The 25,929-nt window shown below is 39.6% G+C and carries 27 protein-coding genes; 26 read left to right on the forward strand and 1 reads right to left on the reverse strand.

Features of this window, described 5'->3' with window-relative positions; translation table 11 throughout:
* The first annotated feature begins 59 nt into the window (after nt 1-59).
* The 11 genes from AB986_RS21275 (at nt 60) to deoC (ending at nt 12,829) form a co-directional block, all read left to right on the forward strand.
* Nucleotides 60-410: a DUF3679 domain-containing protein gene (locus AB986_RS21275; protein WP_053216235.1), complete on the forward strand. Its 351-nt coding sequence runs from the start codon at nt 60-62 to the stop codon at nt 408-410.
* A gap of 168 nt (nt 411-578) precedes the next feature.
* A complete protein-coding gene (lepA, locus tag AB986_RS17390; RefSeq protein WP_048312764.1) occupies nt 579-2,411 on the forward strand; it encodes a translation elongation factor 4 in 1,833 nt (610 codons plus the stop codon).
* A gap of 103 nt (nt 2,412-2,514) precedes the next feature.
* Nucleotides 2,515-3,660: a radical SAM family heme chaperone HemW gene (gene hemW / locus AB986_RS17395; RefSeq protein ID WP_048312766.1), complete on the forward strand. Its 1,146-nt coding sequence runs from the start codon at nt 2,515-2,517 to the stop codon at nt 3,658-3,660.
* Between the two features lie 136 nt (nt 3,661-3,796).
* A complete protein-coding gene (gene hrcA / locus AB986_RS17400; RefSeq protein ID WP_048312768.1) occupies nt 3,797-4,837 on the forward strand; it encodes a heat-inducible transcriptional repressor HrcA in 1,041 nt (346 codons plus the stop codon).
* A 105-nt stretch (nt 4,838-4,942) separates the two neighbouring features.
* Nucleotides 4,943-5,515 carry a nucleotide exchange factor GrpE gene (gene grpE, locus AB986_RS17405; RefSeq protein ID WP_053216236.1) on the forward strand — a complete coding sequence of 191 codons (573 nt, stop codon included), beginning with the start codon at nt 4,943-4,945 and terminating at the stop codon, nt 5,513-5,515.
* Between the two features lie 31 nt (nt 5,516-5,546).
* The gene (dnaK, locus tag AB986_RS17410) at nt 5,547-7,382 is read left to right on the forward strand and encodes a molecular chaperone DnaK (protein ID WP_048312772.1); all 1,836 of its coding nucleotides are present in this window, start codon (nt 5,547-5,549) and stop codon (nt 7,380-7,382) included.
* A gap of 353 nt (nt 7,383-7,735) precedes the next feature.
* Entirely contained in the window at nt 7,736-8,845 is a 1,110-nt protein-coding gene (dnaJ, locus tag AB986_RS17415; protein ID WP_048312774.1) for a molecular chaperone DnaJ, read from the forward strand.
* A 92-nt stretch (nt 8,846-8,937) separates the two neighbouring features.
* Nucleotides 8,938-9,882, forward strand: a complete 945-nt coding sequence (gene prmA, locus AB986_RS17420) for a 50S ribosomal protein L11 methyltransferase (protein ID WP_048312777.1) — start codon at nt 8,938-8,940, stop codon at nt 9,880-9,882.
* A gap of 12 nt (nt 9,883-9,894) precedes the next feature.
* Entirely contained in the window at nt 9,895-10,644 is a 750-nt protein-coding gene (locus tag AB986_RS17425; protein ID WP_048312780.1) for a 16S rRNA (uracil(1498)-N(3))-methyltransferase, read from the forward strand.
* 12 nt (nt 10,645-10,656) lie between these two features.
* Nucleotides 10,657-12,012, forward strand: coding sequence for a tRNA (N(6)-L-threonylcarbamoyladenosine(37)-C(2))-methylthiotransferase MtaB (gene mtaB / locus AB986_RS17430; protein WP_048312781.1), 1,356 nt, complete (start codon nt 10,657-10,659; stop codon nt 12,010-12,012).
* Nucleotides 12,013-12,157: 145 nt separating this feature from the next.
* Entirely contained in the window at nt 12,158-12,829 is a 672-nt protein-coding gene (gene deoC / locus AB986_RS17435) for a deoxyribose-phosphate aldolase (protein WP_048312783.1), read from the forward strand.
* Nucleotides 12,830-12,864: 35 nt separating this feature from the next.
* On the opposite strand, the gene AB986_RS17440 is transcribed toward deoC, so the two are convergent.
* Nucleotides 12,865-13,800, reverse strand: coding sequence for a Na/Pi symporter (locus AB986_RS17440; protein ID WP_048312785.1), 936 nt, complete (start codon nt 13,798-13,800; stop codon nt 12,865-12,867).
* Between the two features lie 192 nt (nt 13,801-13,992).
* Here AB986_RS17440 and rpsU point away from each other — a divergent pair, with 192 nt between their 5' ends.
* The 15 genes from rpsU to recO all read left to right on the forward strand — a co-directional run bounded on the left by rpsU (nt 13,993) and on the right by recO (nt 25,837).
* Nucleotides 13,993-14,169: a 30S ribosomal protein S21 gene (gene rpsU / locus AB986_RS17445; RefSeq protein ID WP_048312787.1), complete on the forward strand. Its 177-nt coding sequence runs from the start codon at nt 13,993-13,995 to the stop codon at nt 14,167-14,169.
* A gap of 17 nt (nt 14,170-14,186) precedes the next feature.
* The gene (locus AB986_RS17450) at nt 14,187-14,630 is read left to right on the forward strand and encodes a GatB/YqeY domain-containing protein (protein WP_048312788.1); all 444 of its coding nucleotides are present in this window, start codon (nt 14,187-14,189) and stop codon (nt 14,628-14,630) included.
* A gap of 380 nt (nt 14,631-15,010) precedes the next feature.
* Nucleotides 15,011-16,291 carry an NfeD family protein gene (locus tag AB986_RS17455; RefSeq protein ID WP_048312790.1) on the forward strand — a complete coding sequence of 427 codons (1,281 nt, stop codon included), beginning with the start codon at nt 15,011-15,013 and terminating at the stop codon, nt 16,289-16,291.
* Nucleotides 16,292-16,311: 20 nt separating this feature from the next.
* The gene (floA, locus tag AB986_RS17460; protein ID WP_048312791.1) at nt 16,312-17,301 is read left to right on the forward strand and encodes a flotillin-like protein FloA; all 990 of its coding nucleotides are present in this window, start codon (nt 16,312-16,314) and stop codon (nt 17,299-17,301) included.
* 35 nt (nt 17,302-17,336) lie between these two features.
* Nucleotides 17,337-17,762 (forward strand): hypothetical protein, encoded by a 426-nt coding sequence (locus tag AB986_RS17465; RefSeq protein ID WP_048312792.1) that lies wholly within the window; start codon nt 17,337-17,339, stop codon nt 17,760-17,762.
* A 134-nt stretch (nt 17,763-17,896) separates the two neighbouring features.
* A complete protein-coding gene (yqfC, locus tag AB986_RS17470) occupies nt 17,897-18,187 on the forward strand; it encodes a sporulation protein YqfC (RefSeq protein WP_048312793.1) in 291 nt (96 codons plus the stop codon).
* Nucleotides 18,188-18,231: 44 nt separating this feature from the next.
* Nucleotides 18,232-19,419, forward strand: coding sequence for a sporulation protein YqfD (yqfD, locus tag AB986_RS17475; protein WP_048312794.1), 1,188 nt, complete (start codon nt 18,232-18,234; stop codon nt 19,417-19,419).
* A 6-nt stretch (nt 19,420-19,425) separates the two neighbouring features.
* Complete coding sequence (locus AB986_RS17480) at nt 19,426-20,388, forward strand: PhoH family protein (protein WP_048312795.1); 963 nt, start codon at nt 19,426-19,428, stop codon at nt 20,386-20,388.
* 137 nt (nt 20,389-20,525) lie between these two features.
* Nucleotides 20,526-22,655 carry an HD family phosphohydrolase gene (locus tag AB986_RS17485; RefSeq protein ID WP_236690402.1) on the forward strand — a complete coding sequence of 710 codons (2,130 nt, stop codon included), beginning with the start codon at nt 20,526-20,528 and terminating at the stop codon, nt 22,653-22,655.
* Entirely contained in the window at nt 22,652-23,125 is a 474-nt protein-coding gene (gene ybeY, locus AB986_RS17490; protein ID WP_048312796.1) for an rRNA maturation RNase YbeY, read from the forward strand. The genes AB986_RS17485 and ybeY overlap by 4 nt, the downstream gene beginning before the upstream one ends.
* A complete protein-coding gene (locus AB986_RS17495) occupies nt 23,109-23,498 on the forward strand; it encodes a diacylglycerol kinase family protein (RefSeq protein WP_048312797.1) in 390 nt (129 codons plus the stop codon). The genes ybeY and AB986_RS17495 overlap by 17 nt, the downstream gene beginning before the upstream one ends.
* 11 nt (nt 23,499-23,509) lie before the next feature.
* Nucleotides 23,510-23,908, forward strand: a complete 399-nt coding sequence (locus tag AB986_RS17500) for a cytidine deaminase (protein WP_048312798.1) — start codon at nt 23,510-23,512, stop codon at nt 23,906-23,908.
* Nucleotides 23,901-24,809, forward strand: a complete 909-nt coding sequence (gene era, locus AB986_RS17505; RefSeq protein WP_048312799.1) for a GTPase Era — start codon at nt 23,901-23,903, stop codon at nt 24,807-24,809. The genes AB986_RS17500 and era overlap by 8 nt, the downstream gene beginning before the upstream one ends.
* A gap of 99 nt (nt 24,810-24,908) precedes the next feature.
* The gene (locus AB986_RS21900; protein ID WP_084006619.1) at nt 24,909-25,046 is read left to right on the forward strand and encodes a YqzL family protein; all 138 of its coding nucleotides are present in this window, start codon (nt 24,909-24,911) and stop codon (nt 25,044-25,046) included.
* Nucleotides 25,047-25,087: 41 nt separating this feature from the next.
* Nucleotides 25,088-25,837, forward strand: coding sequence for a DNA repair protein RecO (gene recO, locus AB986_RS17510; RefSeq protein ID WP_048312800.1), 750 nt, complete (start codon nt 25,088-25,090; stop codon nt 25,835-25,837).
* The last annotated feature ends 92 nt before the right edge of the window (nt 25,838-25,929 follow it).

Below are 25,929 nucleotides of genomic sequence, written 5' to 3' on the forward strand. Positions count from 1 at the left end.
AATTGCAGCACATATGATTAGAAATAGGACGAGCTTTGGTTAGGAAGGGGTAGGGGATAATGGCATCCTTTTTCATGAAATGCTTTCTCCTCGTATCATTGTTGTTATTCGGTGTGCTATTAGGTATGGAACAGGCCTCTAAAAATATGAATCACATGCAGGGTAGTGAAGATACTGGTGCATTTCAGGTGAAAAATGCTTCCGATGGAGTTGAAGCGGAAATTCTCGGAACGTCTATTAAGCAAGATGACCTGAAAAAGAAGCAAGAAACACTTAATCATGCGAACGAATTTAATGTTCTGGGTGAATTGGGTGCTACGCTAAGTGGGTGGATATCATCTGTTATACAAGCAATCCTGTCATTTGTATTTACACTCATAACAACATTATTGTCGTTTTTTCAATCATAAAAGGTCGCATATGCGGCCTTTTATTGGCGTTTTTTGACAGTGAACTTTTATATATTGAATCTTTAATCTTATAAGAGACTTGATAGATAGGCGGATTGCGGATTGAATCTGGACAGCGGTATTGCTATAATCTATACTAGCGTAGTTTCGCCTTAGGAGTGATTGTAGATGAACCGTGAAGAAATGTTAAAAAGACAGTCCAAGATTCGAAATTTTTCCATCATTGCACATATTGACCATGGAAAATCGACTCTTGCGGACCGTATTTTAGAACGGACAGGCGCGTTGACTGACCGTGAAATGAAAGATCAAACGCTCGATGCGATGGATCTTGAACGTGAAAGAGGAATTACGATTAAACTGAATTCTGTTCAGCTTACTTATAAAGCGAAAGATGGCGAAGAGTACATCTTTCATTTAATCGATACACCTGGACACGTCGATTTTTCTTATGAAGTATCAAGAAGTCTTGCTGCCTGTGAAGGTGCATTGCTTATTGTTGATGCTGCACAGGGGATTGAAGCCCAAACGCTAGCGAACGTATACCTCGCTCTTGATAATGATCTTGAGATACTGCCAGTTATTAATAAGATTGATCTACCAAGTGCTGAACCAGAACGCGTTCGTCAGGAAGTTGAAGATGTGATTGGACTTGATGCATCTGAAGCTGTATTGGCTTCTGCAAAGTCGGGTATCGGAATTGAAGATATCCTTGAACAAATCGTAGAGAAGGTGCCTGCCCCGCAAGGAGACCCAGAAGGGCCATTGCAGGCTTTGATCTTCGATTCTTTGTATGATCCATACAGAGGTGTCGTAGCATATATCAGGATTACTGAAGGAACGGTAAAAGTCGGTGATAAGATCCGAATGATGGCCACTGGAAAGGAATTCGAAGTAAATGAAATTGGAGTCTTCAATCCTAAACCAGTCTCTAAGGAATACCTTTCAGTAGGTGATGTTGGTTTCCTTACTGCTGCAATTAAAAATGTTGGAGATTCCCGTGTTGGTGATACGATTACATCAGTTAAGAATTCTGCTGCAAAGCCTCTTCCTGGTTATCGTCGTATGAATCCAATGGTATATTGTGGTCTTTATCCAGTCGATTCTGCACAGTATAATGACCTTCGCGAAGCCTTGGAGCGTCTTGAGCTAAATGATTCATCGCTTCAATATGAAGCAGAAACGTCACAAGCGCTCGGATTCGGTTTCCGCTGCGGATTCCTTGGATTACTTCATATGGAAATTGTTCAAGAGAGAATCGAACGTGAATTTAATATCGATTTAATTACAACTGCACCAAGTGTTATATACCAGGTAAAACTTACTGATGGAGAAGAAGTAATCATCGATAACCCAGCAATGATGCCAGATGCTCAATCTATTACAGAGGTTCAAGAACCTTATGTGAAAGCGACTATTATGGCGCCGAACGATTATGTGGGAGCTATTATGGAGCTTTGTCAGGGGAAACGTGGTGATTTCATTGATATGCAATACATGGATGAAAGTCGTGTGAACATTGTTTATCATCTACCACTTTCCGAGATTGTTTATGACTTCTTTGATCAGTTGAAATCGAGCACGAAAGGGTATGCATCATTTGATTATGAGTTGATTGGCTATCGTGAATCCAATCTAGTGAAGATGGATATTCTACTTAACGCCGAGAAGATTGATGCTCTCTCCATTATCGTACACAGAGATTTTGCTTACGATCGTGGTAAAGATATTACAGAGACGCTTAAAGATTTAATTCCTAGACAGCAATTTGAAGTGCCAATCCAAGCATCAATCGGACAAAAAATTGTTGCTCGTTCAACCATTAAGGCAATGCGGAAAAACGTACTTGCTAAATGTTATGGTGGAGATATCTCTCGTAAAAGAAAGCTTCTTGAAAAGCAAAAAGAAGGTAAAAAGCGTATGAAGACGGTTGGGAAAGTTGAAGTTCCTCAAGAAGCCTTCATGGCTGTGCTTCGTCAGGATAATACGAAGAACAATTAAGGCGCTTTGGTTGAAGTAGCAACTTGAATTATATACGATGTAGGTTAGAAGACCGCAGAGCGTTTCTGCGGTCTTTAGATTATGTTAGAAAGCAGTGATCGAAATGGTAAACGCTGTTTATTTGCACATTCCATTCTGTGACTATATTTGTCACTATTGTGATTTTAATAAAATTTTCATGCAGGGGCAGCCTGTAAATGATTATCTTGAACATATGGACGTAGAAATGAAGAACACGCTAGATCGCTTCCCAACCAACAAAATTGACACGATTTTTGTTGGTGGAGGAACGCCAACAGCGTTGAATGAAGAACAACTTGAGAAGTTCTTAAAAGATGTTCAGGACAGATTTGGCCCATACGTAACGGATAAACTTGAATTTACTATGGAAGCGAATCCGGGGAGTGTGACACCGGAGAAACTGCGGATTATGAAATCCTATGGTGTAAACAGACTCAGTATTGGTGCCCAGGCCTTCCAAGATTCACTATTAACTCGTTTAGGGAGAGGGCATTCCGTAGAAGAAATTGGTGAGATTGTTCAAATGGCAAAGCAAGAAGGCTTTACAAACCTTTCACTTGATTTGATGTTCGGTTTACCTGATCAAACGATTGACCAATTTTCAGAAACTATTTCTAGAGCACTTGAACTTGGTATTACTCACGTGTCGTCCTATTCTCTCCAAGTAGAAAAGAAAACAGTTTTCTATAACCAATGGAGAAAAGGTGAGCTTCCGCTTCCTACTGAAGAAGCAGAAGCTGATATGTATGCACTGCTCATAAGTCGTTTAGAGGAAGCTGGACTTTCTCAATACGAAATTAGTAATTTCGCAAAAGAGGGTTTTGAAAGTAAGCATAATATAACGTATTGGAAAAACGATGAGTATTATGGAATTGGTGCAGGGGCACATAGCTATATTGATGGTGTAAGAAGAGCGAATGCAGGGCCATTAAAGCAATATATGAATCGAATTGACGAAAATGGTTTCCCTTATATGGATGACAATGTTTTAACGAAAGCAGAACGGATGGAAGAAGAAATGTTTATGGGACTACGTATGAGAGAAGGCGTCTCCAAGCAAAGGTTTGAAGTTAAATTTGGTCAGCCGATGTTTAGTGTTTTTGGTAAACAAATTGAAGACTTAACAAGTAAAAACCTTTTACAAGATACTGGAACACACATTTCGCTAACTGAAAAGGGCTTTTTCTTAGGGAATGAAGTCTTTCAGGAATTTCTTACAATAGATTGATCTTCCTCACTAAACCAATCTTATAACAAGTTTAAAGAACTATACCGTAAAGATTGACAACCAAAATAATTTTCTGTTACCTTATTATTAGATTTAGCACTCAATCACTTAGAGTGCTAACAGAGGTGATGAGGGGATGTTAACAGAACGTCAACTATTCATTTTGCAATTGTTGATTAACGACTACATTCAAACTGCTGAGCCAGTTGGTTCACGAACGATTTCAAAGCGTGAAGATGTTACTTTCAGCTCTGCAACGATTCGTAATGAGCTTGCGGACCTTGAAGAGATGGGGTACATCGAGAAAACGCATAGTTCGTCAGGTCGAGTTCCATCGGAAAAAGGCTATCGTTTCTATGTAGATAACCTTCTATCACCGCCTGTACTCTCTAAAAATGAAGTGAACAATATTCAATCGCTATTTGCAGAGAGAATGGTTGAGGTAGAGAAGGTCATTCAGCAGTCTGCCGGAATTCTTTCTGAACTTACACAATATACGTCGATTATACTTGGCCCTGAAGTATTTGAAACGAAGCTTCGACAAATTCAAATTATTCCTCTTTCGAAGGATACAGCTGTCGTTATTTTGGTAGCTGACAGTGGCCATGTAGAGAACCGAACAATGAAAATTCCTCCTTCAGTTAGCATGTCTGATATTGAAAAAGTTGTTAATATCATGAATGAGCGCTTGAAGGATGTTCCACTAATTTCTTTGAAGTCGACAATGATGAAAGAAATGGCGACTGTACTGAAGAAGCACATCGAGAATTACAATGAAGTTAATATGATGCTTGAAAATCTTTTTCTCTATACCAATGCAGAAAAAGTCTATTATGGCGGTAAAACCAATATTTTGACTCAGCCTGAATTTAAAGATATCAATAAAGTTAGGCTATTGCTCAACACCTTTGAACAGGATGAAGTTATGTACAATGTACTTCGACCTGAAAAGAATGGTATTGAGGTGAAAATTGGTCAAGAAAACGATCTTGAGGCAATGCAGAATTGTAGCATTGTTACCGCAGACTATTTCATCGAAGGCAAAAGAATGGGCTCCATTGCTTTACTTGGGCCTACTCGAATGGAATATCAGCGATCAATGGGTATTCTCGGTTTCCTAGCAAATGATCTAACTAGGACGCTTACTGATCGATACCAAAGTTTCAAACACTGGTAAATTGGTAATAGTGAAGAAGGTGGGAGATACAATTCTTCCATCCTTTTCTATGAAAGGATATTCAAAAGAGAAAATTTGGTATATTTCGATAGGGAGGTGAAATTCGTGGAAAAGCAAAACAGTCATCAAGAGGAAGAAGAACTTCTAACGGAAGAAAACGATAATCTTGAGCAGGATGCTGAAGAGAATGAAGAACCTGAAGTTATTGAAGTATCTGAAACCAATGAAAATGATGAGCTTGAGAACTTGCAGAAGCAAGTAGAAGAGCTTGAGAATAAATATATGCGTACACAGGCAGAATACGACAACTTCCGCCGTAGAACGCGTGAAGAACGTAGTGCTGATGCTAAATACCGTTCACAGAAGCTTGCTGAAGAGTTGCTTCCTGCTATCGATAATTTTGAACGAGCTCTAGCTGTTCAAAGCGATAATGAGCAGGTCACATCATTGCTTACTGGAATGGAAATGGTGTACCGTCAGTTGAAAGATGCACTTGCAAATGAGGGTGTTGAAGAAATTGGAAATGTAGGAGAAGCTTTCAATCCTCATCTCCATCAAGCAGTTATGCAAGTTGAGTCAGATGAACATGAGTCAGATGTTGTGGTTGAGGTCTTGCAGAAAGGCTATCAACTAAATGATCGTGTCCTTCGTCCTGCAATGGTGAAGGTAAGTTCATAATTACATATTAAGAAATAGGAGGTAGAACACAATGAGTAAAATTATCGGTATTGACCTTGGTACAACAAACTCTTGTATAGCAGTAATGGAAGGCGGAGAAGCGACGGTTATCCCTAACCCGGAAGGTAGTCGTACAACTCCATCGGTTGTTGCATTTAAAGATGAAGAACGTCTAGTAGGTGAAGTTGCTAAGCGTCAAGCAATCACGAACCCTAATACGATCCAATCTATTAAGCGACATATGGGTACAGACCACAAAGAAGATGTGAATGGTAAAACATTCTCACCACAAGAAATTTCAGCAATCATTCTTCAAAAATTGAAGTCATATGCAGAAGACTATCTAGGTGAAGGCGTAGAGAAAGCAGTTATTACAGTACCTGCCTACTTTAACGATGCTGAGCGTCAGGCTACAAAAGACGCTGGTAAAATCGCTGGTCTTGAAGTAGAGCGTATTGTAAACGAACCAACAGCTGCAGCACTAGCTTACGGTCTTGATAAAGAAGATGAAGATCAAACAATTCTAGTATTTGACCTTGGTGGTGGTACGTTTGACGTATCAATCCTTGAACTTGGCGGAGGCGTATTTGAAGTTAAGTCTACTGCTGGTGACAATCGTCTTGGTGGTGATGACTTTGACCAGGTAATCATCGATCACCTTGTTGCAGAATTCAAGAAAGATACTGGCGTTGACCTAGGTCAAGACAAAATGGCACTACAACGCTTGAAAGACGCTGCTGAAAAAGCGAAGAAAGATCTTTCAGGAGTAGCACAAACTCAAATCTCTCTTCCATTTATTACTGCAGATGCTTCAGGACCTAAACACCTTGAGCTGAACCTAACTCGTGCTAAATTCGAAGAGCTTTCTGCAAATCTTGTAGAGCGTACAATGGCACCTACTCGCCAGGCTCTTAAAGATGCTGGAATGTCACCTTCTGAACTTGATAAAGTTATTCTTGTTGGTGGTTCAACTCGTATTCCTGCAGTACAAGATGCGATTAAGAAAGAAACAGGACAAGATCCACACAAAGGCGTTAACCCTGATGAAGTAGTTGCACTTGGTGCAGCAATTCAAGCTGGTGTTATTGCTGGAGATGTGAAAGACGTTGTTCTTCTTGACGTAACACCTCTTTCTCTTGGTATCGAAACAATGGGTGGCGTATTTACTAAGCTTATCGAGCGTAATACAACGATCCCAACTAGTAAGTCACAGACTTTCTCAACTGCAGCTGATAACCAACCTTCAGTTGATATTCATGTTCTTCAAGGTGAGCGCGAAATGGCTCAGTATAACAAGACTCTTGGTCGCTTCCAGCTGACTGATATTCCTCCAGCTCCACGAGGAACTCCGCAAATCGAAGTATCATTTGATATCGACAAAAACGGTATTGTGAACGTTCGTGCGAAGGATCTTGGTACGAATAAAGAACAGTCTATTACAATCAAATCTTCAAGCGGTCTTTCAGATGACGAGATTGAGAACATGGTGAAAGACGCTGAAGCGAACGCTGAAGATGATAAGAAGCGTCGCGAAGAAGTTGAAACACGTAACGAAGCTGATCAGCTAGTGTTTACTACTGATAAGACTCTTAAAGACCTTGAAGGTCAAGTAGAGGAAGAAGAAGTAACAAAAGCTAACGAAGCTAAAGATAAAGTAAAAGCAGCACTTGAAAATGACGACATTGAAGCAATTCGCACTGCGAAAGATGAGCTTCAAGAAATCGTTCAAGCACTTTCAATGAAAGTATATGAGCAAGCTGCACAAGCTCAACAAGCTCAAGCTGGCGAAGAAGGCGGAGCTGAGCAAACTGACGACAACGTTGTCGATGCAGAATACGAAGAAGTAAACGAAGACGACAAAAAGTAAGAATATGATACGAAAAAAGTCAAAGTCAGGCGTATCTTGGCTTTGACTTTTTTCATAGGTAAGAAAAGATTTGTTTACCTACAAAAAACTAACACAATATCACATTCTGTCATGTCTAGCTTTAGCACCTTACTGGTTAAACTCATTTAGAGGCTAATGGAGGAAGTAAGGCGCTTAAGCTTTTCTTATGCTTTACAACGTAAAACGGAAATTTACACCATATACGGGTGATAATGCACGTTTTTCGACTGTTTGCTGTTCAACGTTCACTGGTGCTAACGATATAGTATTGCAGAGCGTATAAACTCAATGATATGATAAACGTTATGTGAAGAGAATCGGGAGTGGATACGATGAGTAAACGAGATTATTATGAAGTGTTAGGCGTCAGTCGAGATGCTTCAGAAGCTGAGATGAAAAAAGCTTATCGAAAGCTTGCAAAGCAATACCATCCGGATATCAACCAAGAACCGGGTGCGGACGAGAAGTTTAAAGAAGTGACGGAAGCTTATGAAGTACTAAGTGACTCTCAGAAGAAAGCTCAGTACGATCAGTTTGGACACACAGATCCTAATCAAGGCTTTGGTGGTGGCGGTGCCGACTTTGGTGGCTTTGGTGATATCTTTGATATGTTCTTTGGCGGCGGCGGTCGCAGAAACCCAAATGCTCCTAGACAAGGCGCTGATCTGCAATATTCAATGGAACTCACCTTTGAAGAAGCAGCTTTCGGAAAAGAAACGGATATTTTCATTCCTAAAGAAGAGGAATGTTCAACATGTGATGGCTCCGGTGCAAAGCCAGGTACTTCACCTGAAACATGCTCACACTGTGGAGGCGCTGGTCAGCTAAATGTCGAGCAGAACACACCATTTGGTCGAGTAGTAAACCGTCGCGTTTGTCATCACTGTGAAGGTACAGGTAAACTTATTAAAGATAAATGTAAAACATGCCGTGGTAAAGGCAAGGTAGAAGTCAAGAAGAAGATTCATGTGAAACTTCCAGCTGGTATAGACGAAGGTCAACAAATCCGCATTACTGGAAAAGGTGAAGCGGGAGTCAATGGTGGCCCTCCAGGAGATCTATTTGTAGTTGTTTATGTAAGATCACATGATTTTTACGAACGTAGCGGTGACGATGTATTGTGTCAGATGCCAATCACATTCTCTCAAGCTGGTCTTGGTGACGAAATCGAAGTTCCTACTCTACACGGAAAAGTTAAGCTTAAAGTTCCTGCTGGAACGCAAAGTGGAACGAATTTCCGACTTAAAGGAAAAGGAATTCAAAATGTTAGAGGATATGGTCAGGGAGATCAACATGTTAAGATACAGGTTATTACACCAAAACATTTGACTGATCGCCAAAAAGATTTACTACGTGAATTTAGTGAAATCTCCGGACAGGTGCCTGATGAGCAGCATGAGAATTTCTTCTCTAAAGTGAAGAAAGCATTTAAAGGAGAGTAAGAAAACTGAAAGCTGGTAACAGATTGCAGGCGAGTCTCATGGCCTGCCTGTTTCCTTTCCGAAAATAGGATCCAAAGAGGAGTGGGCAATAAATGAAATGGTCTGAAATAAGCATTCATACAACGAATGAAGCGATTGAAGCAGTATCAAATATCCTGCATGAAGCCGGTGCCAGTGGGGTTGTCATTGAAGACCCTATGGATCTTGTGAAAGCTTGGGATACTACTTTCGGAGAGGTTTATCAGCTTAATCCAGATGATTACCCTGAAGAAGGGGTTATTTTAAAAGCGTATATGCCAGTAAATAGTTTTCTTGGTGAAACGGTTGAACAAATTAAAGAAGCGATCAATGGATTACTCGTTTATGACATCGATTTAGGGCATAACACTGTTCAAATAAGTGAAGTAAATGAAGAAGAATGGGCTACGGCATGGAAGAAATACTATAAACCTGTCAAAATTTCAGAACGAATTACAATTACGCCAACTTGGGAAGAGTACACGCCTGTAAACACCGATGAAATCATTATTGAGCTTGATCCGGGAATGGCATTCGGAACTGGAACACATCCTACTACTGTTTTATGTGTTCAAGCACTCGAGAAAATCATTCAACCAGGTCAACGCGTCATTGATGTCGGTACAGGTTCTGGTGTACTAAGCATTGCCGCTGCAAGCCTTGGAGCGGATTCCGTAGATGCTCTTGATTTAGATGAAGTAGCAGTTAAGAGTGCTAGATTAAATACTAAATTGAATAAAGTGCATAGTAAAATCCAAGTAAGCCAAAACAATCTACTCGATAATATCCAGGAACAATACGATGTTGTTGTGGCTAATCTTCTTTCTGAAATTATTATTCGTTTCACAGATGACGTGGCTAAAGTACTAAAGCCAGGCGGTGCGTTTATTACTTCAGGGATTATTACTGCGAAAAAGGATGAAGTAAAGCAATCAATTATCGATCAAGGTCTTGAAATTGAAGAAACGCTTCAAATGGAAGATTGGGTTGCATTTATTGCAAGAAAACCTTACGAGTAGAGGGAGAGTCTAATGCAACGATACTTTATTCCTGAAACGAATATAACTGATAATCAAGTTACAATTGAAGGTGAAGATGTTAAGCACATTTCAAGAGTAATGCGGATGACAACAGGTGACCATATTATTTGTTGTTCGGAAGAAGGTCGATCTGCTCTATGCCGAATCACGCAAATTGAGTCTGAATTTGTCTTAGCTGTTCCGGAACAATGGCTTGATGAGAAGAAGAAACTGCCTGTTCATGTTACAATCGTTCAGGGCATGCCCAAAGGGGACAAACTCGAAACGGTTATACAGAAGGGTACGGAGCTCGGTGCCGATACGTTTCTACCTTTTAAAGCTGAGCGGTCTGTAGTAAAATGGGATCAGCAAAAAAGCAGTAAAAAACTTCAACGACTCAAAAAAATTGCGAAGGAAGCTGCTGAGCAATCACATAGAACAACGATCCCTTCCATTGAGGAGCCTTATTCCATTACATCACTTATTGAAAGAAGTAAGTCTTACGAACATAAATTGATTGCTTATGAAGAAGAAGCAAAAGCAGGTGAGTCTGCTGCACTCGTTCAAACGCTCCACGAGGCAAACGTGAATGATCGTTTCATGATTGTATTCGGACCAGAAGGCGGACTATCAGATAAAGAAGTAGGCTTGCTTAAAGAGGCTGGATTTACTTCCTGCGGTCTCGGCCCAAGAATTTTACGAACAGAGACGGCTGCCATGTATGTACTGGCAGCAATCTCATATCATTTTGAATTAAATTAATGAGGTGATTATATGCCTTCAGTTGCTTTCCATACGCTAGGCTGTAAAGTAAACCATTACGAGACGGAAGCGATCTGGCAATTGTTTAAAGACCATGATTACGAACGAGTAGAGTTTGATCATGCGTCAGATGTTTATGTTATAAATACGTGTACGGTTACGAATACTGGTGATAAGAAAAGTAGACAGGTTATTCGTCGTGCCATTCGAAAAAATCCTGATGCTGTCATCTGTGTGACGGGCTGTTATGCCCAGACATCACCTGCTGAAATCATGGCGATTCCAGGTGTTGATGTGGTAGTTGGAACCCAAGACCGTGTAAAAATGCTCGATTACATCGAACAATACAAACGTGAGAGAGAACCAGTTAACGGCGTTGGTAACATCATGAAAGCACGTGTTTATGAAGAACTTGAGGTACCAGCATTTACGGATCGTACTCGAGCTTCACTTAAGATACAAGAAGGGTGTAATAACTTCTGTACATTCTGTATCATTCCATGGGCTAGAGGCCTTCTTAGATCTCGTGAACCGGAAGCTGTTATTACGCAAGCACAACAACTTGTTGATGCGGGTTATAAAGAGATAGTCTTAACAGGTATCCACACAGCGGGATATGGAGAAGATTTAAAGGACTATAATTTTGCCCAACTTCTTCGAGATCTTGATGCTAATGTGAAAGGTCTTAAACGAATTCGCATTTCATCAATTGAAGCAAGTCAAGTTACAGATGAAGTGATTGAAGTATTAAATGCATCTGACAAAGTTGTGCCACATCTTCACATTCCGCTTCAATCTGGTTCCAACACCGTTCTTCAGCGTATGAGAAGGAAGTATACGATGGAAATGTTTGGCGAACGTCTTGACCGGCTTAAAGAAGCACTTCCAGGACTTGCGATAACATCAGACGTAATTGTAGGTTTTCCAGGTGAGACGGATGAGGAGTTTCAGGAAACGTATGACTTTATAGCGAATCATAAGTTTTCAGAGCTTCACGTTTTTCCATTTTCTAAGCGGACTGGTACACCTGCTGCTCGCATGGAAGATCAAGTAGATGATGACGTAAAGAATAAACGTGTCCATCATCTTATTAACCTTTCCAATCAGCTAGCCAAGGAATATGCTTCCCGTTATGAAGGGGAAGTACTTGAAGTGATTCCAGAAGAGAAATTCAAAGATGAGCCTGCTTCTAACTTATATGTAGGTTATACAGCAAACTACATGAAAGTGATTTTTGAAGCAACAGAAGAAATGGTTGGTAGTATTGTTAAAGTAAAGATTACGAAAGCAGGTTATCCTTATAACGAGGGACAATTCGTTCGTGTTATGAGTGAAGATGAGCCAACTACAGCTGTTGCCTCATTTTAACTATATAGCTATGTTAGCTCATATTGTTAATTGCTCGCCTTTCAGCTCTGCTGAAAGGTCACCACGGGCGTAAATGAGCCAACAATCAACACTGTTCATTAACATAGCCAATTAAATAAAACAATGTTTGAAGGGATGAAAGATAATGAATAAAGAATTAGCGAGAATGATAGACCATACAGCTCTTAAACCAGATACAAGTCGTGAGCAAATTGAGAAGCTTTGCGAAGAAGCAAGAGAGTTTAACTTTGCTTCTGTGTGTGTAAATCCTACGTGGGTTTCACTAGCAGCGGAAAGATTAGAGGGTGCTGAAGCTAAAGTATGTACAGTAATTGGTTTTCCTCTAGGAGCCGTAACAACTGAAACAAAAGCATTCGAAACAAAGGATGCAATTGAGAAAGGTGCTACTGAAGTTGATATGGTTATCAACATTGGGGCACTTAAAGACGGCGATAACAGTCTAGTTGAACAAGATATTAAGGCTGTTGTTGATGCAGCAAAAGGAAAAGCACTTGTGAAAGTGATTATCGAAACATGCCTTCTGACAGATGAGGAGAAAAAGCGCGCTTGTGAACTATCTGTTAAAGCTGGTGCTGATTTTGTTAAAACGTCTACAGGCTTCTCAACTGGTGGTGCAACGGTTGAAGATATTAAATTAATGAGACAAACTGTTGGTCCTGATCTTGGAGTGAAAGCTTCAGGTGGTGTGCGTGATCTAGAAGGATCACAAGCTATGATCGATGCAGGAGCAACTCGAATTGGTGCAAGTGCAGGAGTAAAAATTGTACAAGGTGAAACAGCTGACACTGACTACTAAGAAGATTAAACAACCGTCCATAGGCGGTTGTTTTTTTATGTTAAATGATTTCCTTTATGAATCTTTTCGATAGTCTTTGCTAGCACTCCAGTTAATGGTAAGAGTAATAATGAAGAAAGAACATTGAAAAGAAGCGATACATGTGCGAGCTGTGCGTCAGGCAAGGCCGTAACATAAGCTACGATCTCACCGAATTTCGTAATGAAAGGGAAGAAAAGTGTAACACCAATAATATTAATCCATACATGGGCATATGCGGCAAGCTTTGCCTCTTTGGTACTTCCGAAGCTTGCAATAAGTGCTGTAATACAAGTTCCTATATTAGCACCGTATATGATTGCGATAGCGGAAGGTAGAGTAAGTAGATCCTGATTAATAAAGCTCATTGTGATACCAGTTGTTGCTGTACTAGATTGAATTAGGGCGGTTAATAGTGTTCCAACACCTATACCATAAAATAGACTGGAGTTAGATTCATTAATGATATGTTCAAAGAAGGTGAGTGTTGAGAGAGGAACAGCCATTGCTTCTAGCCCATGCATTGCTACAAAAATACTTCCAAGTCCGAAAAGAACAGTACCTATACTAAATAACAATTGCTTTCTTATTTGCAGTAAAAGAAAACCGACTAATAGAAATGGAATCGTAAATTGATCAGGGTTTAATGTCATAAGTTCAGCAGTAACCGTCGTACCGATATTCGTTCCAAGAATAATACCTATGGATTGCCTAAACGTGAGAACTTTGGCAGTAATCAATCCAATTGTAATTACCATAACGGCTGAGCTACTTTGCAGAATGGAAGTAACGATTATTCCTGTCATTAATCCACGTAAAGGTGTGGAAGAAGCTTGATAAAGAAATTCTTGCATCCTGCTATTTGAAAGAGACTTTAATCCGATACGGAGAGTGGCCATACCAAAAAGAAAGATACTTATAAAAACAATAAAGGATGCAACGTATGGACTCATTAACTGGGACAACTCCTTTCCACTGAAAGTTTATGGGAAGAAAGAAAGACAAATGCTTGTTTTTTATTGTGAATTAAAATTAGTGAAAGAAATGTTGATAAATTGGACGTGATATATTATAATTGCAGGTGACATGTCTTTGTTAGAAAGTCATGTGTTATGATTGTGTATGTTTTGGAGGGAGGGATAGAGATGGCGGAAACTCGCGTGCGTAAGAACGAGTCGATCGATGATGCTCTGCGTCGCTTCAAGAGAACGGTTTCTAAAGAAGGCACTATGGCTGAAGTTAAGAAGCGCAAGCACTATGAAAAGCCAAGTGTTAAGCGTAAAAAGAAATCTGAGGCAGCAAGGAAAAAGCGTAAGTTCTAAGAGAGGGTGTTAGGTCAGTGAGTCTAAATGACCGTTTAACAGCAGATATGAAAGTAGCGATGAAGAACAAAGAGAAAAACAAACTATCTGTTATTCGGATGGTGAAATCTTCTATTCAGAATGAATCCATTAAATTGGGTCATGATTTAACTGAAGAAGAGGAACTTACCGTTCTCACTCGCGAAGTCAAGCAACGTAAAGACTCCCTCCTTGAATTTGAAAAAGCTGGTCGAAGTGATCTTGTGCAGAATCTTGATGAAGAGCTGTCGATCTTATCTGTCTATCTGCCGAAACAACTCTCTGAAGAAGAAGTTGAGCAAATTGTTCAGGAAGTGATTTCTGAAACAGGCGCTTCTTCTAAGAAAGATATGGGCAAGGTGATGGGTGCGCTAATGCCTCGTGTAAAAGGCAAAGCGGACGGCGGACTTGTAAATCGTATTGTACAAAAGAACTTATCATAAAGTGAAACTTTCATCACTGTGAGATCGATCTTCTCCAGTGCAGTAAGTTGAACCAATCAGACCTTTAGGACAGCTGATTTGGCTCTTAATCTCTATAGTATATGTTTTGAGCTTAAATCTTACTGTCCTAATTGTGGGATAAATATGATCAAGCGTAAGCACGTCCTGTTTCGACAGGACGTGCTTTTTCTATTTAAACGACTTGTTTTCATAAGAAAGCCATTTCAAACTAGTAATTCCATATTGATTTTGGCATACTTAAACTATATCGTTTACATAAACTTGAAACCTTATTGTTGTTTCATACGTAAAGAAGGAAGCAGGAAGGAGGGAGCGATATTACAAGAATAAAATGGAGGCTACTCGTATCGATTTGTTTGATGTTAGCCGTTCTCCCGTTTCTCGGACAATATGCTTCAGGTGAGGGCGAAGGAAAGCTAGTTTCCTTTATTCCTGTCGAACAGGAAGTAGAACGTGGGTTGGAGGCATTTCTGAAACGATCCATTCAGGAAGCTGAAAATGAAGGTGCTGATCACATTGTATTGGAAATTGATACACCAGGTGGTGCGGTGAATGCAGCTGATAATATTGCAACCATTATTAAAAGTACAGAGGTACCCATTACAGCTTATGTAGCAGATCGTGCTCTTTCAGCTGGGGCATACATTGCACTTAACGCTGATCAGATTATTATGGAACCCGGTGCTTTAATGGGGTCAGCTGCAATCATTGATCAGTCTGGAAACACAGCAGGCAAAAAGGCAGAGTCATTCTGGCATGCTGCTATGAAATCTGCTGCAGAATTGAATGATCGTGATCCTAAATATGCGCTTGCAATGGCAGATCCTGATGTTGACCTTCCTAACTATAACGCTCCTAAAGGCGAACTTCTAACGTTAAATGGAGAAGAAGCGGTAAAGGTTGGTTACGCCGAAGGAATGGCCGAAGATCGTACTGAGCTTTTAAATTTACTTAACCTTAAAGATGCTGAAGTAAGTGATGCTGAAGTTAGTATTGCAGAAAGAATTGCTCGATTCGTTACAAACCCAATTATTATTCCGATTTTGTTATCGATTGGTAGTCTTGGTCTTGTTCTAGAACTATACTCTCCTGGATTCGGAGTACCCGGATTTATGGGAGCGGGAGCATTATTGTTATTTTTCTTTGGCCATATGATAGCAGGGTTTGCTGGCTGGGAATCATTGTTGCTTCTCATTGTTGGTGTCGTTCTCATAGTAGTTGAAATCTTTATACCCGGTTTTGGAGTATTTGGTGTGTTAGGAGCTGTGGGAGTTGTTGCAAGTATTGTTCTTGCTTCAGGACAATCAATGCAATATATACTTCTTGCTGTACTAATTGCCGTCGCGGTAACAGTTGGAGGATCCTATCTATTCATAAAGATCTTCGGTTATAAAGGTTTCTTTAAGAAAATTATTCTATCAGATGCTACTAAATCCGATCAGGGTTATGTTTCAAACACGACTCGAGATGAATTAGTTGGGCTTGAAGGTGTTGCTGTTACACCACTTCGACCTTCTGGAATTGCTGATTTTGGTGATGAAAGGCTAGATGTTGTCACTGAAGGAGGATTTTTATCCGCTGGGACTGAAGTGAAAATAATAAAGACGAATGGCTCTAGAGTTGTTGTAAGAGCATGTTAATTTAATTAGGGAGGAAAATTATGGATACTGGAACGCTTGGTTTATTAGTTATTGTTGGTTTAGTTATTATTGGTCTTGCGATTTTATTTACATTTGTACCTGTTATGCTATGGATTTCTGCGCTTGCAGCGGGAGTTAGGGTAAGCATATTCAATCTAGTTGGAATGAGATTACGTCGTGTTATCCCTTCACGCGTGATCAACCCGTTAATTAAAGCGGTGAAAGCAGGTCTTGATCTTAATACGAATCAACTTGAAAGTCACTATCTTGCGGGTGGTAATGTTGACCGTGCCGTGAATGCGCTAATTGCAGCTCACAGAGCAAACATTGAACTAAGCTTTGAACGCTGTGCAGCGATTGATCTTGCTGGACGTGACGTGCTCGATGCCGTTCAAATGAGTGTTAATCCAAAAGTGATTGAAACACCTTTCATTGCTGGTGTAGCAATGGATGGGATTGAAGTAAAAGCGAAAGCAAGAATTACAGTTCGTGCTAATATTGATCGTCTCGTTGGTGGTGCTGGTGAAGAGACAGTTATTGCACGTGTAGGGGAAGGGATTGTTAGTACAATCGGTTCTTCAAACAATCACAAAAAAGTTCTGGAAAATCCAGATATGATATCCCAAACAGTTCTTGCTAAAGGACTAGATGCAGGCACAGCATTCGAAATTCTATCCATCGATATTGCTGACATTGATATCGGCAAAAACATTGGTGCCGTTCTTCAAACCGATCAAGCTGAAGCAGATAAAAACATTGCTCAGGCAAAAGCGGAGGAAAGACGTGCTATGGCTGTAGCCCAAGAGCAAGAAATGAGAGCTCGAGTAGAAGAAATGCGTGCTAAAGTAGTTGAGGCGGAAGCTGAAGTACCAATGGCTATGGCTGAAGCGCTTCGCTCAGGCAATATTGGTGTAATGGATTATATGAACCTAAAGAATATTGAAGCTGATACGGATATGCGTGATATGATTGGGAAGCCTGATCAGGAAGAAGATGAGGATGATCGCTAAGATCTTAACTATCTTCAGCTACGGAGGTGACAATATTGGATAATATTATAGAATTAATTTTAAACAATATTGTTTTCGTCATTATCGCGATTGGTGGAATTCTCAGTTTCTTTAAACGCATGGGAAGCGAAGACCAAAACCAGAATCAGCGGCAAAATGAACGTCCAAGAAAACAAGCTACCTCGTCAGGTGCCGATCGGTCTTTTGACGAGGAGAAAGAAATCCAATCTGAAAATGTTAGTGCTTATCAAGAAGCGCTTGAGAGGATTTCAGAACGAGAAAATTCACAGTATGAATTAAAGGTTGAAAAGCCTAAAAGAAGTTCAGTTAACCAAAAAGGAATTTCAATTAGCAAAAGAAATGTTCGAAATGGGATCATCTGGGCTGAAATTCTTGGACCACCACGGTCGAAGAGACCTCATCCTTCGATGACAACCATGAAGCAATCGAAAAGGTATTAATGTAAAAAGCGCCCTCGGGCGCTTTTTTGTTTGGATTGAAAATATGCCAACAGTAAAACACATGATTCAATAACACGAAAAAGTGATAGTTTTTGTTTCTCACTCATAAAGATGAGATGAGAGGGGGAGTATCCATGGCAAAGTGGAAGCACAATCTAAAAACCTGGCTTACTCGAAGATTAGAGCTTCCCGCAGATGCGGTCATGGATTTACCGCGTATTACGATGGTTGGACAGCTTCATATTTACATAGAGAACCATCAAGGGGTCTTGAAATTCTCGAATGAGGAAGTGCGTCTGCTCCTTAAACAGGGGCAGCTTTTGATAAAAGGGAAAGACTTTATGTTGAAAACAATCCTGCCAGAAGAAATCCTACTTGAAGGCAAAATCGAACATGTTTCTTATCTTGAGAGACCTGAAAACTGATTAAAGGCCTCTCTAATCCCAGGCTAATTATACAGGGGGCTATTATGAAGGAGTATATACGAGAGCTTTTTTCGGGATATGTACGGATAAAGGTAATTGGTTCTTATACTGAGTTATTTATAAACCGTTGTATAGAGTATAAAATACCTATTTGGGATATTGCTAGGCTTGATCATGAAACCATTATTCTATCTCTTTATATTTCGGACGTGCGACGAATAAGGCCACATTTAAAACGGACAAGATGCAAAGTTCGAATTCATGAAAGAAAAGGTTTTCCGTTTATTTTGAAGCGAGTCATTTATTCTAGAGGATTTCTGACTGGAGCCATAAGCTGTCTATTATTATTATTTATTCTATCGAATATGGTATGGTCGATAACTGTTAATGGGGCTACGCCTGAAGTGGAGCACAAGCTTAAGCAAGCAGCAGTTGAACTGGGTGTTACAAGGGGTAAGTTTATTTTTCAACTTCCGTCAAATCAGGAACTTCAGAGGCAGATTACAGAAAAGATGGAGGAAATCACCTGGGTAGGAGTAAAGCGAAGTGGAACTACGTATCATTTCGAAGTGGTGCAAAAGCAATTGCCAGAAAAACAACCTGCGCTTAACCCTAGACATATAGTAGCAAAAAAGAAGGCAATTGTTACAAAGATGTATGTAGAAGAAGGACAGGCTCAAGTAGAAGAAAATACCTATGTGAAACCTGGGCAACTCCTAATATCAGGTTTTATCGGTAAAAAGGAAAAAAGTGAACTTGTCCCAGCAAAAGGGGAAGTATTCGGGAGAACATGGTATGTTTCAAATGTATCGATTCCACTAAAGTCAACATTCATAACCAACACTGGAGAAAGAAAAACTAGTTACGCTATCGGAGTGAGTCGTTTTCACATACCAATTTGGGGGTTTGGAAAGCCGGAATTCAGTGAATATGAAACGGTGGAGCATGAAACGAATTTACGATTCCTCAAATGGGAACTTCCTTTTTCCTTTCAGTCGAAAAAAATGCTTGGAACTGAAGAAGTAACAAGAACATATTCTAAAAGTGAAGCCCTTGATGCCGCACGTTCAGTTGCTAGAAAAGATATTGAGGACAAAACATCAGATGAAGCAGAAATTAATAAGGAAAAGATTTTGCACCATGAGGAAGAGAATGGTAAAGTAAATGTAAAGATACACTTTGAAGTGATTGAGGAGATTGGGAAAAACATACCAATTATTCAAGGAGATTGAGGTCTATTGGCAGAACGTTACGTTGATCTTACATTACAGTTAGAGAATTCGAATGAAGCTCAAACTCTATTTGGTCCCGGAGATGAGCATTTAAAGATAATTGAAGAAGCCCTCGAGGTGTCGTTAGTTACACGAGGAGAAGGCATATCAGTTAAAGGGGACGAAGAAAAGATTGCGATGGTTAAAGAAGTCGTTATGACTCTTCATTCTCTTATTAAGCGAGGCGCAAGTATATCAGGTCGAGATGTCGTATACGCTTGTCAGCTTGTGCAACAGGGGATGCTAGATCAGCTTCTTGAGCTCTATCAGGAAGAGATTACAACCAATGCAAAAGGCAAGCCAATCAAAGTGAAAACGCTTGGACAACGCCACTATGTTTCTGCTATGAAGAAGACAGATTTAGTTTTTGGAATTGGTCCAGCAGGAACAGGGAAAACGTACCTTGCTGTCGTAATGGCGGTAGCTGCATTAAAGTACAATAAAGTTAAAAAAATCGTTCTTACACGCCCAGCAGTCGAAGCAGGTGAGAGTTTAGGCTTTCTTCCCGGTGATTTGAAGGAAAAAGTTGATCCATATTTACGTCCATTGTATGATGCTCTTCATGATGTTCTTGGAGTCGAGCAAACTACCCGTCTAATTGAAAGAGGGACGATTGAGATCGCTCCACTTGCATATATGAGAGGTCGAACGCTTGATGATAGCTATGTAATCTTAGATGAGGCTCAGAATACGACTTCACAGCAGATGAAGATGTTTCTAACGAGACTTGGTTTTGGTTCGAAAATGGTCATTACTGGAGATATTACTCAGGTTGACCTACCGAAAGGAAAAGAGTCAGGTCTAGCAGCAGCTGAAAAGATTCTTAATCGCGTTAAAGATGTTTCGTTTATTTATCTTCAACAAACTGATGTTGTACGTCATCCATTAGTACAGAAAATCATTGATGCATACGAACATGATACGAAATAAGCTTGAAGGTCCGTTACTAACGGGCCTTTTTTTGCTCGCATAAAGAACTTATTAAGAGAATCTCGTCCTTTTATTAGGAAATTCTGATAAAATATGAAGAAGAGTGATATAAGGCTTGAACTTGTGGGGTGAAGCAATTGGTTGCGAAGATCAAACATATCATGAAGGATCATCTCCGTAATATAGAACGCATTAAAACGATAAAATGGTCCCTTTATGGACTGGTTGCTATCATAATGTATTTAACGATGCTTACGAACGTTATTCCTGAATCTCTTGACGTTTCGCTATACTCTCGCGCTGATCGCGACATTGCTTCACCTATTACGATTGAGAACAAAACTGCAACAGAAGATGAAAGATCAAAAGCCGCTCAAGTAGAGGCTATATATGTGTACCGTGATGAAGTATCTCAATCCCAATTAGATAAGCTAAATGATCTATTCTCAGGCATTGAGAAGGTAAGGAATAATGATGCAGGCAATGATCGCTCGATCGAGGAAGAATTAAAGGACTTAAAAGTTCTTTTATCTGTTTCAATGGCTGATGAAATGACGGACGAAACGCTCGTCCCTTTATTGCAAGCAGAAATGACTCAAATAAGCTTAATTAAAGAACTAACGCTGTCTGAAGTAATGGAAGTTATGACAGATAGAGTATCCATTGACAATTTAGAGGAATCTAAGAATGATGTTGAGGACCGTTTATCACTTACCTCTCTACCGAATGACCAGAAGCAGGCAATGATAACAGTAGCACAACAAAGTATTGTTCCTAACTATTTCCTTGACCCTGAGCAAACAGAGCAAAGCAGACAAGAAGCTATTGAAGCAGTTCAGCCTGTAATGATTAGAGAAGGACAGATCATTGTTGAAGAAGGAGCAATGATTAATCGCGAGGTCATGGAGCAGCTTCGTTTGGCAGGACTGCTTGATGAAGGCTTTGATGCTATTCCTTATGTTGGCCTTGCCCTTCTCGTTCTGTTACTTACAGGTTATTTGTACTATTTCTTCCAAGATGTTAGATCACGTGTCCGCACATCGAACACAAATTTGTTTATTATCGTATTGATTTATTTTAGTACGCTTCTCGTTCTTAAACTAACTAGCTTATTGCAGGGAATTGAGCTACCTGGCATCGCTTACATCGTTCCTGCTGCAGTAGGAACAATGCTTATTAAAATGCTATTTAATGAACAGCTAGCAATAGCTTCAGGTATACTTTTTGCCGTCTGTGCCGGAGTGTTTTTTAATGGAGAAATTACTGGCCCAATGAATGCTTCTTTAGGTTTCTATGTACTAATGAGTTCGTTATCCGGTGTGTTTTTCCTCGGAAAACGTAATCATCGTTCAAACATTCTGAAAGCAGGATTACTCGTCTCATTGATAAACATTATCTCAGTGGCTATATTATTAATGTTGAAGAATGGTCAGTACAGCGGAGTGGAATTAACTTATCATATGGTGTTTGCTTTCCTTTCTGGATTTCTATCATCTATGTTAACGCTTGGACTAATGCCATTTTTTGAAGCTGGGTTTAGAATTATTTCTACGACAAGGCTGATTGAACTTTCCAATCCCAATCATCCTTTATTGAGGAAAATTCTTGTTGAAACGCCTGGGACTTATCATCATAGTGTAATGGTTGCGAATTTGTCTGAAGCAGCATGTGAATCAATAGGAGCGAATGGGCTACTCGCGAGAGTTGGGGCGTATTATCATGATATTGGTAAAACAAAGCGACCACATTTCTTTATTGAAAATCAGATGAATATGGAAAATCCGCATGATAAAATATCACCACACCTAAGTAAAACGATCATTATTTCTCATGCAACGGATGGCGCTGATATGCTAAGAAAGCATCGCTTACCAAAAGAGATTGTCGACATCGCAGAACAGCATCACGGTACAACACTGTTGAAGTACTTTTATTATAAAGCCAATGAACAAGCAGATGAGTCCATACCTGAAGCGGATTTTCGATATCCTGGTCCTAGGGCGCAGACAAAAGAAGCTGCAGTGGTTGGAATTGCAGATTGCATTGAGGCGGCAGTTAGATCCATGAATAAACCAAATCCAATGGCTATTGAATCGCTCGTGAGAAAGATCATTACAGAACGTCTAGAAGATGGGCAGTTTGATGAATGTGATTTATCTTTAAGAGAATTAGATCTTGTGGCAACTACTATACTAGAAACATTAAATGGGATATTCCATAGTCGAATTGAGTACCCAACAGAAATTAAAAAGAAGGTGACTTTATGAACCTGAACATTGACTTTAATGACGAAACAAACTCTATTACAGAGGAACAACTTAAAATGCTTGAGGAACTTATGAATCATGCTGCTAATGAAGAAGAGGTTGAGTCTGGTAGTGAAGTGTCAATAATGTTTGTAGGCAATGATAAGATTACTGAAATCAATCGCGAATACCGTGGTAAGGATCAGCCCACAGATGTCATATCATTTGCTCTTGATGACGAAGAGGAAGGTGATGAACTCGTTATTTTAGGTGAGCATCTGCCTCATCTATTAGGGGAGATAGTAATATCAGTGGATAAAATAGCAGAACAAGCGAATGATTATGGACATAGTTTTGATCGAGAACTCGGATTTTTAACAGTTCACGGGTTTCTTCATTTACTCGGTTATGATCATATGACGGATGAAGATGAAAAAGAAATGTTCGACAAACAAAAGGTACTTCTTGAGCAGTATGGTCTCACGAGGTAATGGATCGCGGCTGTCACGATTTGTGCACAGTTTCAAATACGCGTCACAGGGTTTTTGCTACCTCATCCGTAATGAACAGAATTTCTTATTTCATCTGATTGCAGGTGTCTTTGTTCTGACAGCGGCGGTATTACTTGGTTTTTCTACTATTAAGCTAACGATATTATTAACTGTAATCGGTGTCATGTTAAGTCTAGAGGCAATCAATACCGGAATTGAACGATCGATTGATTTAATAACAGAAGAGGAGCATCCTATTGCCAAAACAGCGAAGGATGTATCGGCAGCTGCTGTCTTTCTTTTTGCGATCGTATCAGTTATAATCGGTATCCTTCTCTTTTTTGAACCGATTACTCATTTGATACAGTCATAAGGAGGATATTTATGGATAAGCAAATGTTGATTGAAGAAGCTAAAAAGGCTAGAGAGATGGCTTATGTTCCGTATTCTAAGTTTAAGGTAGGTGCAGCTCTCCTCTCCGAAGATGGAACGGTGTTTGGTGGTTGTAATATTGAGAATGCTGCTTATAGCATGTGCAATTGTGCTGAGCGTACAGCCTTATTTAAAGCATACTCAGAAGGACATAAGGCGTATAAGGCAATTGCTGTTGTAGCAGATACTAATCGTCCTGTTCCACCATGTGGTGCATGTAGACAGGTGATTTCTGAATTATGTGATCCTAACATGCAGGTCATTTTAACGAACTTAGATGGAAAAATACAAGAATTAACCGTCAGTGAGCTATTACCTGGCGCATTTTCACCGGAGGATTTGAATGAGTAAAGATGTTTTTAAATCGGGGTTTGTCTCGATTGTTGGCAGACCAAATGTTGGAAAATCAACATTATTAAATGAAGTAATTGGACAAAAGATTGCAATTATGAGTGACAAAGCTCAAACTACTCGTAATAAAGTACAAGGTGTTTATACGACGAATGATTCACAGGTTGTTTTCATTGATACACCAGGTATTCATAAACCAAAACATAAGCTGGGCGATTTTATGATAAAAATGGCCCAAAGCTCTTTAAATGAAGTCGATTTGATTTTGTTTGTGATTAATGCTGAAGAAGGCTACGGAGCAGGCGATCAATATATTATTGATCGACTTCAAAATGTAGAAAGTCCTGTTTTTCTTGTTATCAATAAAATTGACCAAGTCCATCCCGAACAGCTATTTCCGATGATCAATTTCTATAAAGATAAATACTCTTTCGCAGAAATTGTACCAATCTCGGCATTGCAAGGAAACAATGTCAATACATTGCTCGAGCAGGTCGTTGATTATCTAGAAGAAGGTCCGCAATACTATCCAAGCGACCATGTGACAGATCACCCTGAACGCTTTATTGTTGCCGAACTTGTTAGAGAAAAGGTCCTCCATCTAACGCGAGAAGAGATTCCTCATTCTGTAACAGTCGTTACAGAACAAATGATAAAACGAGAAGGATCAGATGTCATTGATATTCATGTGACGGTTGTTGTAGAACGATCTTCTCAAAAGGGCATCATCATTGGAAAACAAGGTAAGATGTTGAAGGAAGTTGGCAAACGAGCAAGGCAGGATATTGAAGCACTCCTTGGTTCACGCGTGTTTATGGAAATTTGGGTAAAGGTTGTAAAAGACTGGCGTAATAAACCTTCTTCTTTACGGGATTACGGTTACCGAGAAGATGACTATTAAGATAAATTTTGTTAAATATTCCATCACATAAACGATCAACTGTAAGGTCAAGCTAGAGGTAAGAGGAAAGCTTTTACAAAATGAAAGGTGGGATTTTAAGTGTTAGAGTTTACCTGGAAAATATTTTGTGAAACGGGAAACATCGATACTTATCTTCTTTTAAAAGAAATGCAAACACCGAACGATGAAGAATGTGATTCTCTCGCCGATGTGGAAGAAGTAACTCGCCTCACTTGACCTTTTGATGGAAATTTAACAAGAAACGGTTGGTGAAGTTCTTGTTAAAAAAGATTGAAGGAATTGTAATTCGAACCGTGGACTATGGTGAAACAAATAAAATACTCACGCTTTATACTAGAGAGACGGGTAAGGTTGGCGTCATGGCAAGAGGCGCAAAAAAACCAAAAAGCCGTCTTTCTGCTATTTCTCAGCTATTTGTGTATGGACAGTATTTATTTCAACATACTTCAGGTCTGGGGGGACTTAATCAGGGCGAAATTATAGACTCTTTCCGTTCGATCCGCAATGACTTATTTCTTACATCATATGCCGCATATGCAGCAGAGTTAGTTGATAAATTAACGGAAGAAAGAAAGCCGAATCCGTACTTGTTTGAAATGCTCTATCAGGTACTCCATGCTCTCGATGAAGAAAAAGATCCAGAGGTTGTATTGTTTATTTTTGAATTGAAAATGCTTCGCGTAGCAGGGATTACTCCTCAATTAGATCGCTGTGCAAATTGTGGATTAAATGAAGGGAAATTCCATTTTTCAGTTAACGAAGGTGGTTTATTGTGTCATCGGTGTTTATCCGTCGATCCATATCAAATCCCTATGACAAAGCGTACATCAGAACTTCTTCACTTATTCGCTCATATTGACTTAAGTCGATTAGGGAATATTTCATTGAAAGCAGAAACAAAAAAGGAAATTAGACACATTCTTAATTTGTATTTTGATGCATATTCTGGATTGTATTTAAAATCAAAACGTTTTTTAGACCAGCTAGATCGTTTCAACCTTGAGTAAAGAGCCCATGAGAATGTAAACTGTACCCTATAGATTAGACACTTTGAAAAAAGGTCTCTCTATAGGGTGCTTTTTTGTATACTGGAAGAAAC

The sequence above is a fragment of the Guptibacillus hwajinpoensis genome (assembly GCF_001039475.1).
Classification (GTDB): domain Bacteria; phylum Bacillota; class Bacilli; order Bacillales; family Guptibacillaceae; genus Guptibacillus; species Guptibacillus hwajinpoensis.

Bases quoted from the DNA above. Each gene is read 5' to 3' on its own strand.
- hemW (WP_048312766.1), top strand. From the start codon at position 2,515: ATGGTAAACGCTGTTTATTTGCACATTCCATTCTGTGACTATATTTGT.
- deoC (WP_048312783.1), top strand. From the start codon at position 12,158: ATGAATAAAGAATTAGCGAGAATGATAGACCATACAGCTCTTAAACCA.
- mtaB (WP_048312781.1), top strand. From the start codon at position 10,657: ATGCCTTCAGTTGCTTTCCATACGCTAGGCTGTAAAGTAAACCATTAC.
- lepA (WP_048312764.1), top strand. From the start codon at position 579: ATGAACCGTGAAGAAATGTTAAAAAGACAGTCCAAGATTCGAAATTTT.
- dnaJ (WP_048312774.1), top strand. From the start codon at position 7,736: ATGAGTAAACGAGATTATTATGAAGTGTTAGGCGTCAGTCGAGATGCT.
- AB986_RS17440 (WP_048312785.1), bottom strand. From the start codon at position 13,800: ATGAGTCCATACGTTGCATCCTTTATTGTTTTTATAAGTATCTTTCTT.
- hrcA (WP_048312768.1), top strand. From the start codon at position 3,797: ATGTTAACAGAACGTCAACTATTCATTTTGCAATTGTTGATTAACGAC.
- AB986_RS17495 (WP_048312797.1), top strand. From the start codon at position 23,109: ATGGTCTCACGAGGTAATGGATCGCGGCTGTCACGATTTGTGCACAGT.
- ybeY (WP_048312796.1), top strand. From the start codon at position 22,652: ATGAACCTGAACATTGACTTTAATGACGAAACAAACTCTATTACAGAG.
- AB986_RS17455 (WP_048312790.1), top strand. From the start codon at position 15,011: ATGTTAGCCGTTCTCCCGTTTCTCGGACAATATGCTTCAGGTGAGGGC.
- yqfD (WP_048312794.1), top strand. From the start codon at position 18,232: ATGAAGGAGTATATACGAGAGCTTTTTTCGGGATATGTACGGATAAAG.
- AB986_RS17500 (WP_048312798.1), top strand. From the start codon at position 23,510: ATGGATAAGCAAATGTTGATTGAAGAAGCTAAAAAGGCTAGAGAGATG.
- AB986_RS21275 (WP_053216235.1), top strand. From the start codon at position 60: ATGGCATCCTTTTTCATGAAATGCTTTCTCCTCGTATCATTGTTGTTA.
- rpsU (WP_048312787.1), top strand. From the start codon at position 13,993: ATGGCGGAAACTCGCGTGCGTAAGAACGAGTCGATCGATGATGCTCTG.
- era (WP_048312799.1), top strand. From the start codon at position 23,901: ATGAGTAAAGATGTTTTTAAATCGGGGTTTGTCTCGATTGTTGGCAGA.
- yqfC (WP_048312793.1), top strand. From the start codon at position 17,897: ATGGCAAAGTGGAAGCACAATCTAAAAACCTGGCTTACTCGAAGATTA.
- AB986_RS17425 (WP_048312780.1), top strand. From the start codon at position 9,895: ATGCAACGATACTTTATTCCTGAAACGAATATAACTGATAATCAAGTT.
- dnaK (WP_048312772.1), top strand. From the start codon at position 5,547: ATGAGTAAAATTATCGGTATTGACCTTGGTACAACAAACTCTTGTATA.
- prmA (WP_048312777.1), top strand. From the start codon at position 8,938: ATGAAATGGTCTGAAATAAGCATTCATACAACGAATGAAGCGATTGAA.
- floA (WP_048312791.1), top strand. From the start codon at position 16,312: ATGGATACTGGAACGCTTGGTTTATTAGTTATTGTTGGTTTAGTTATT.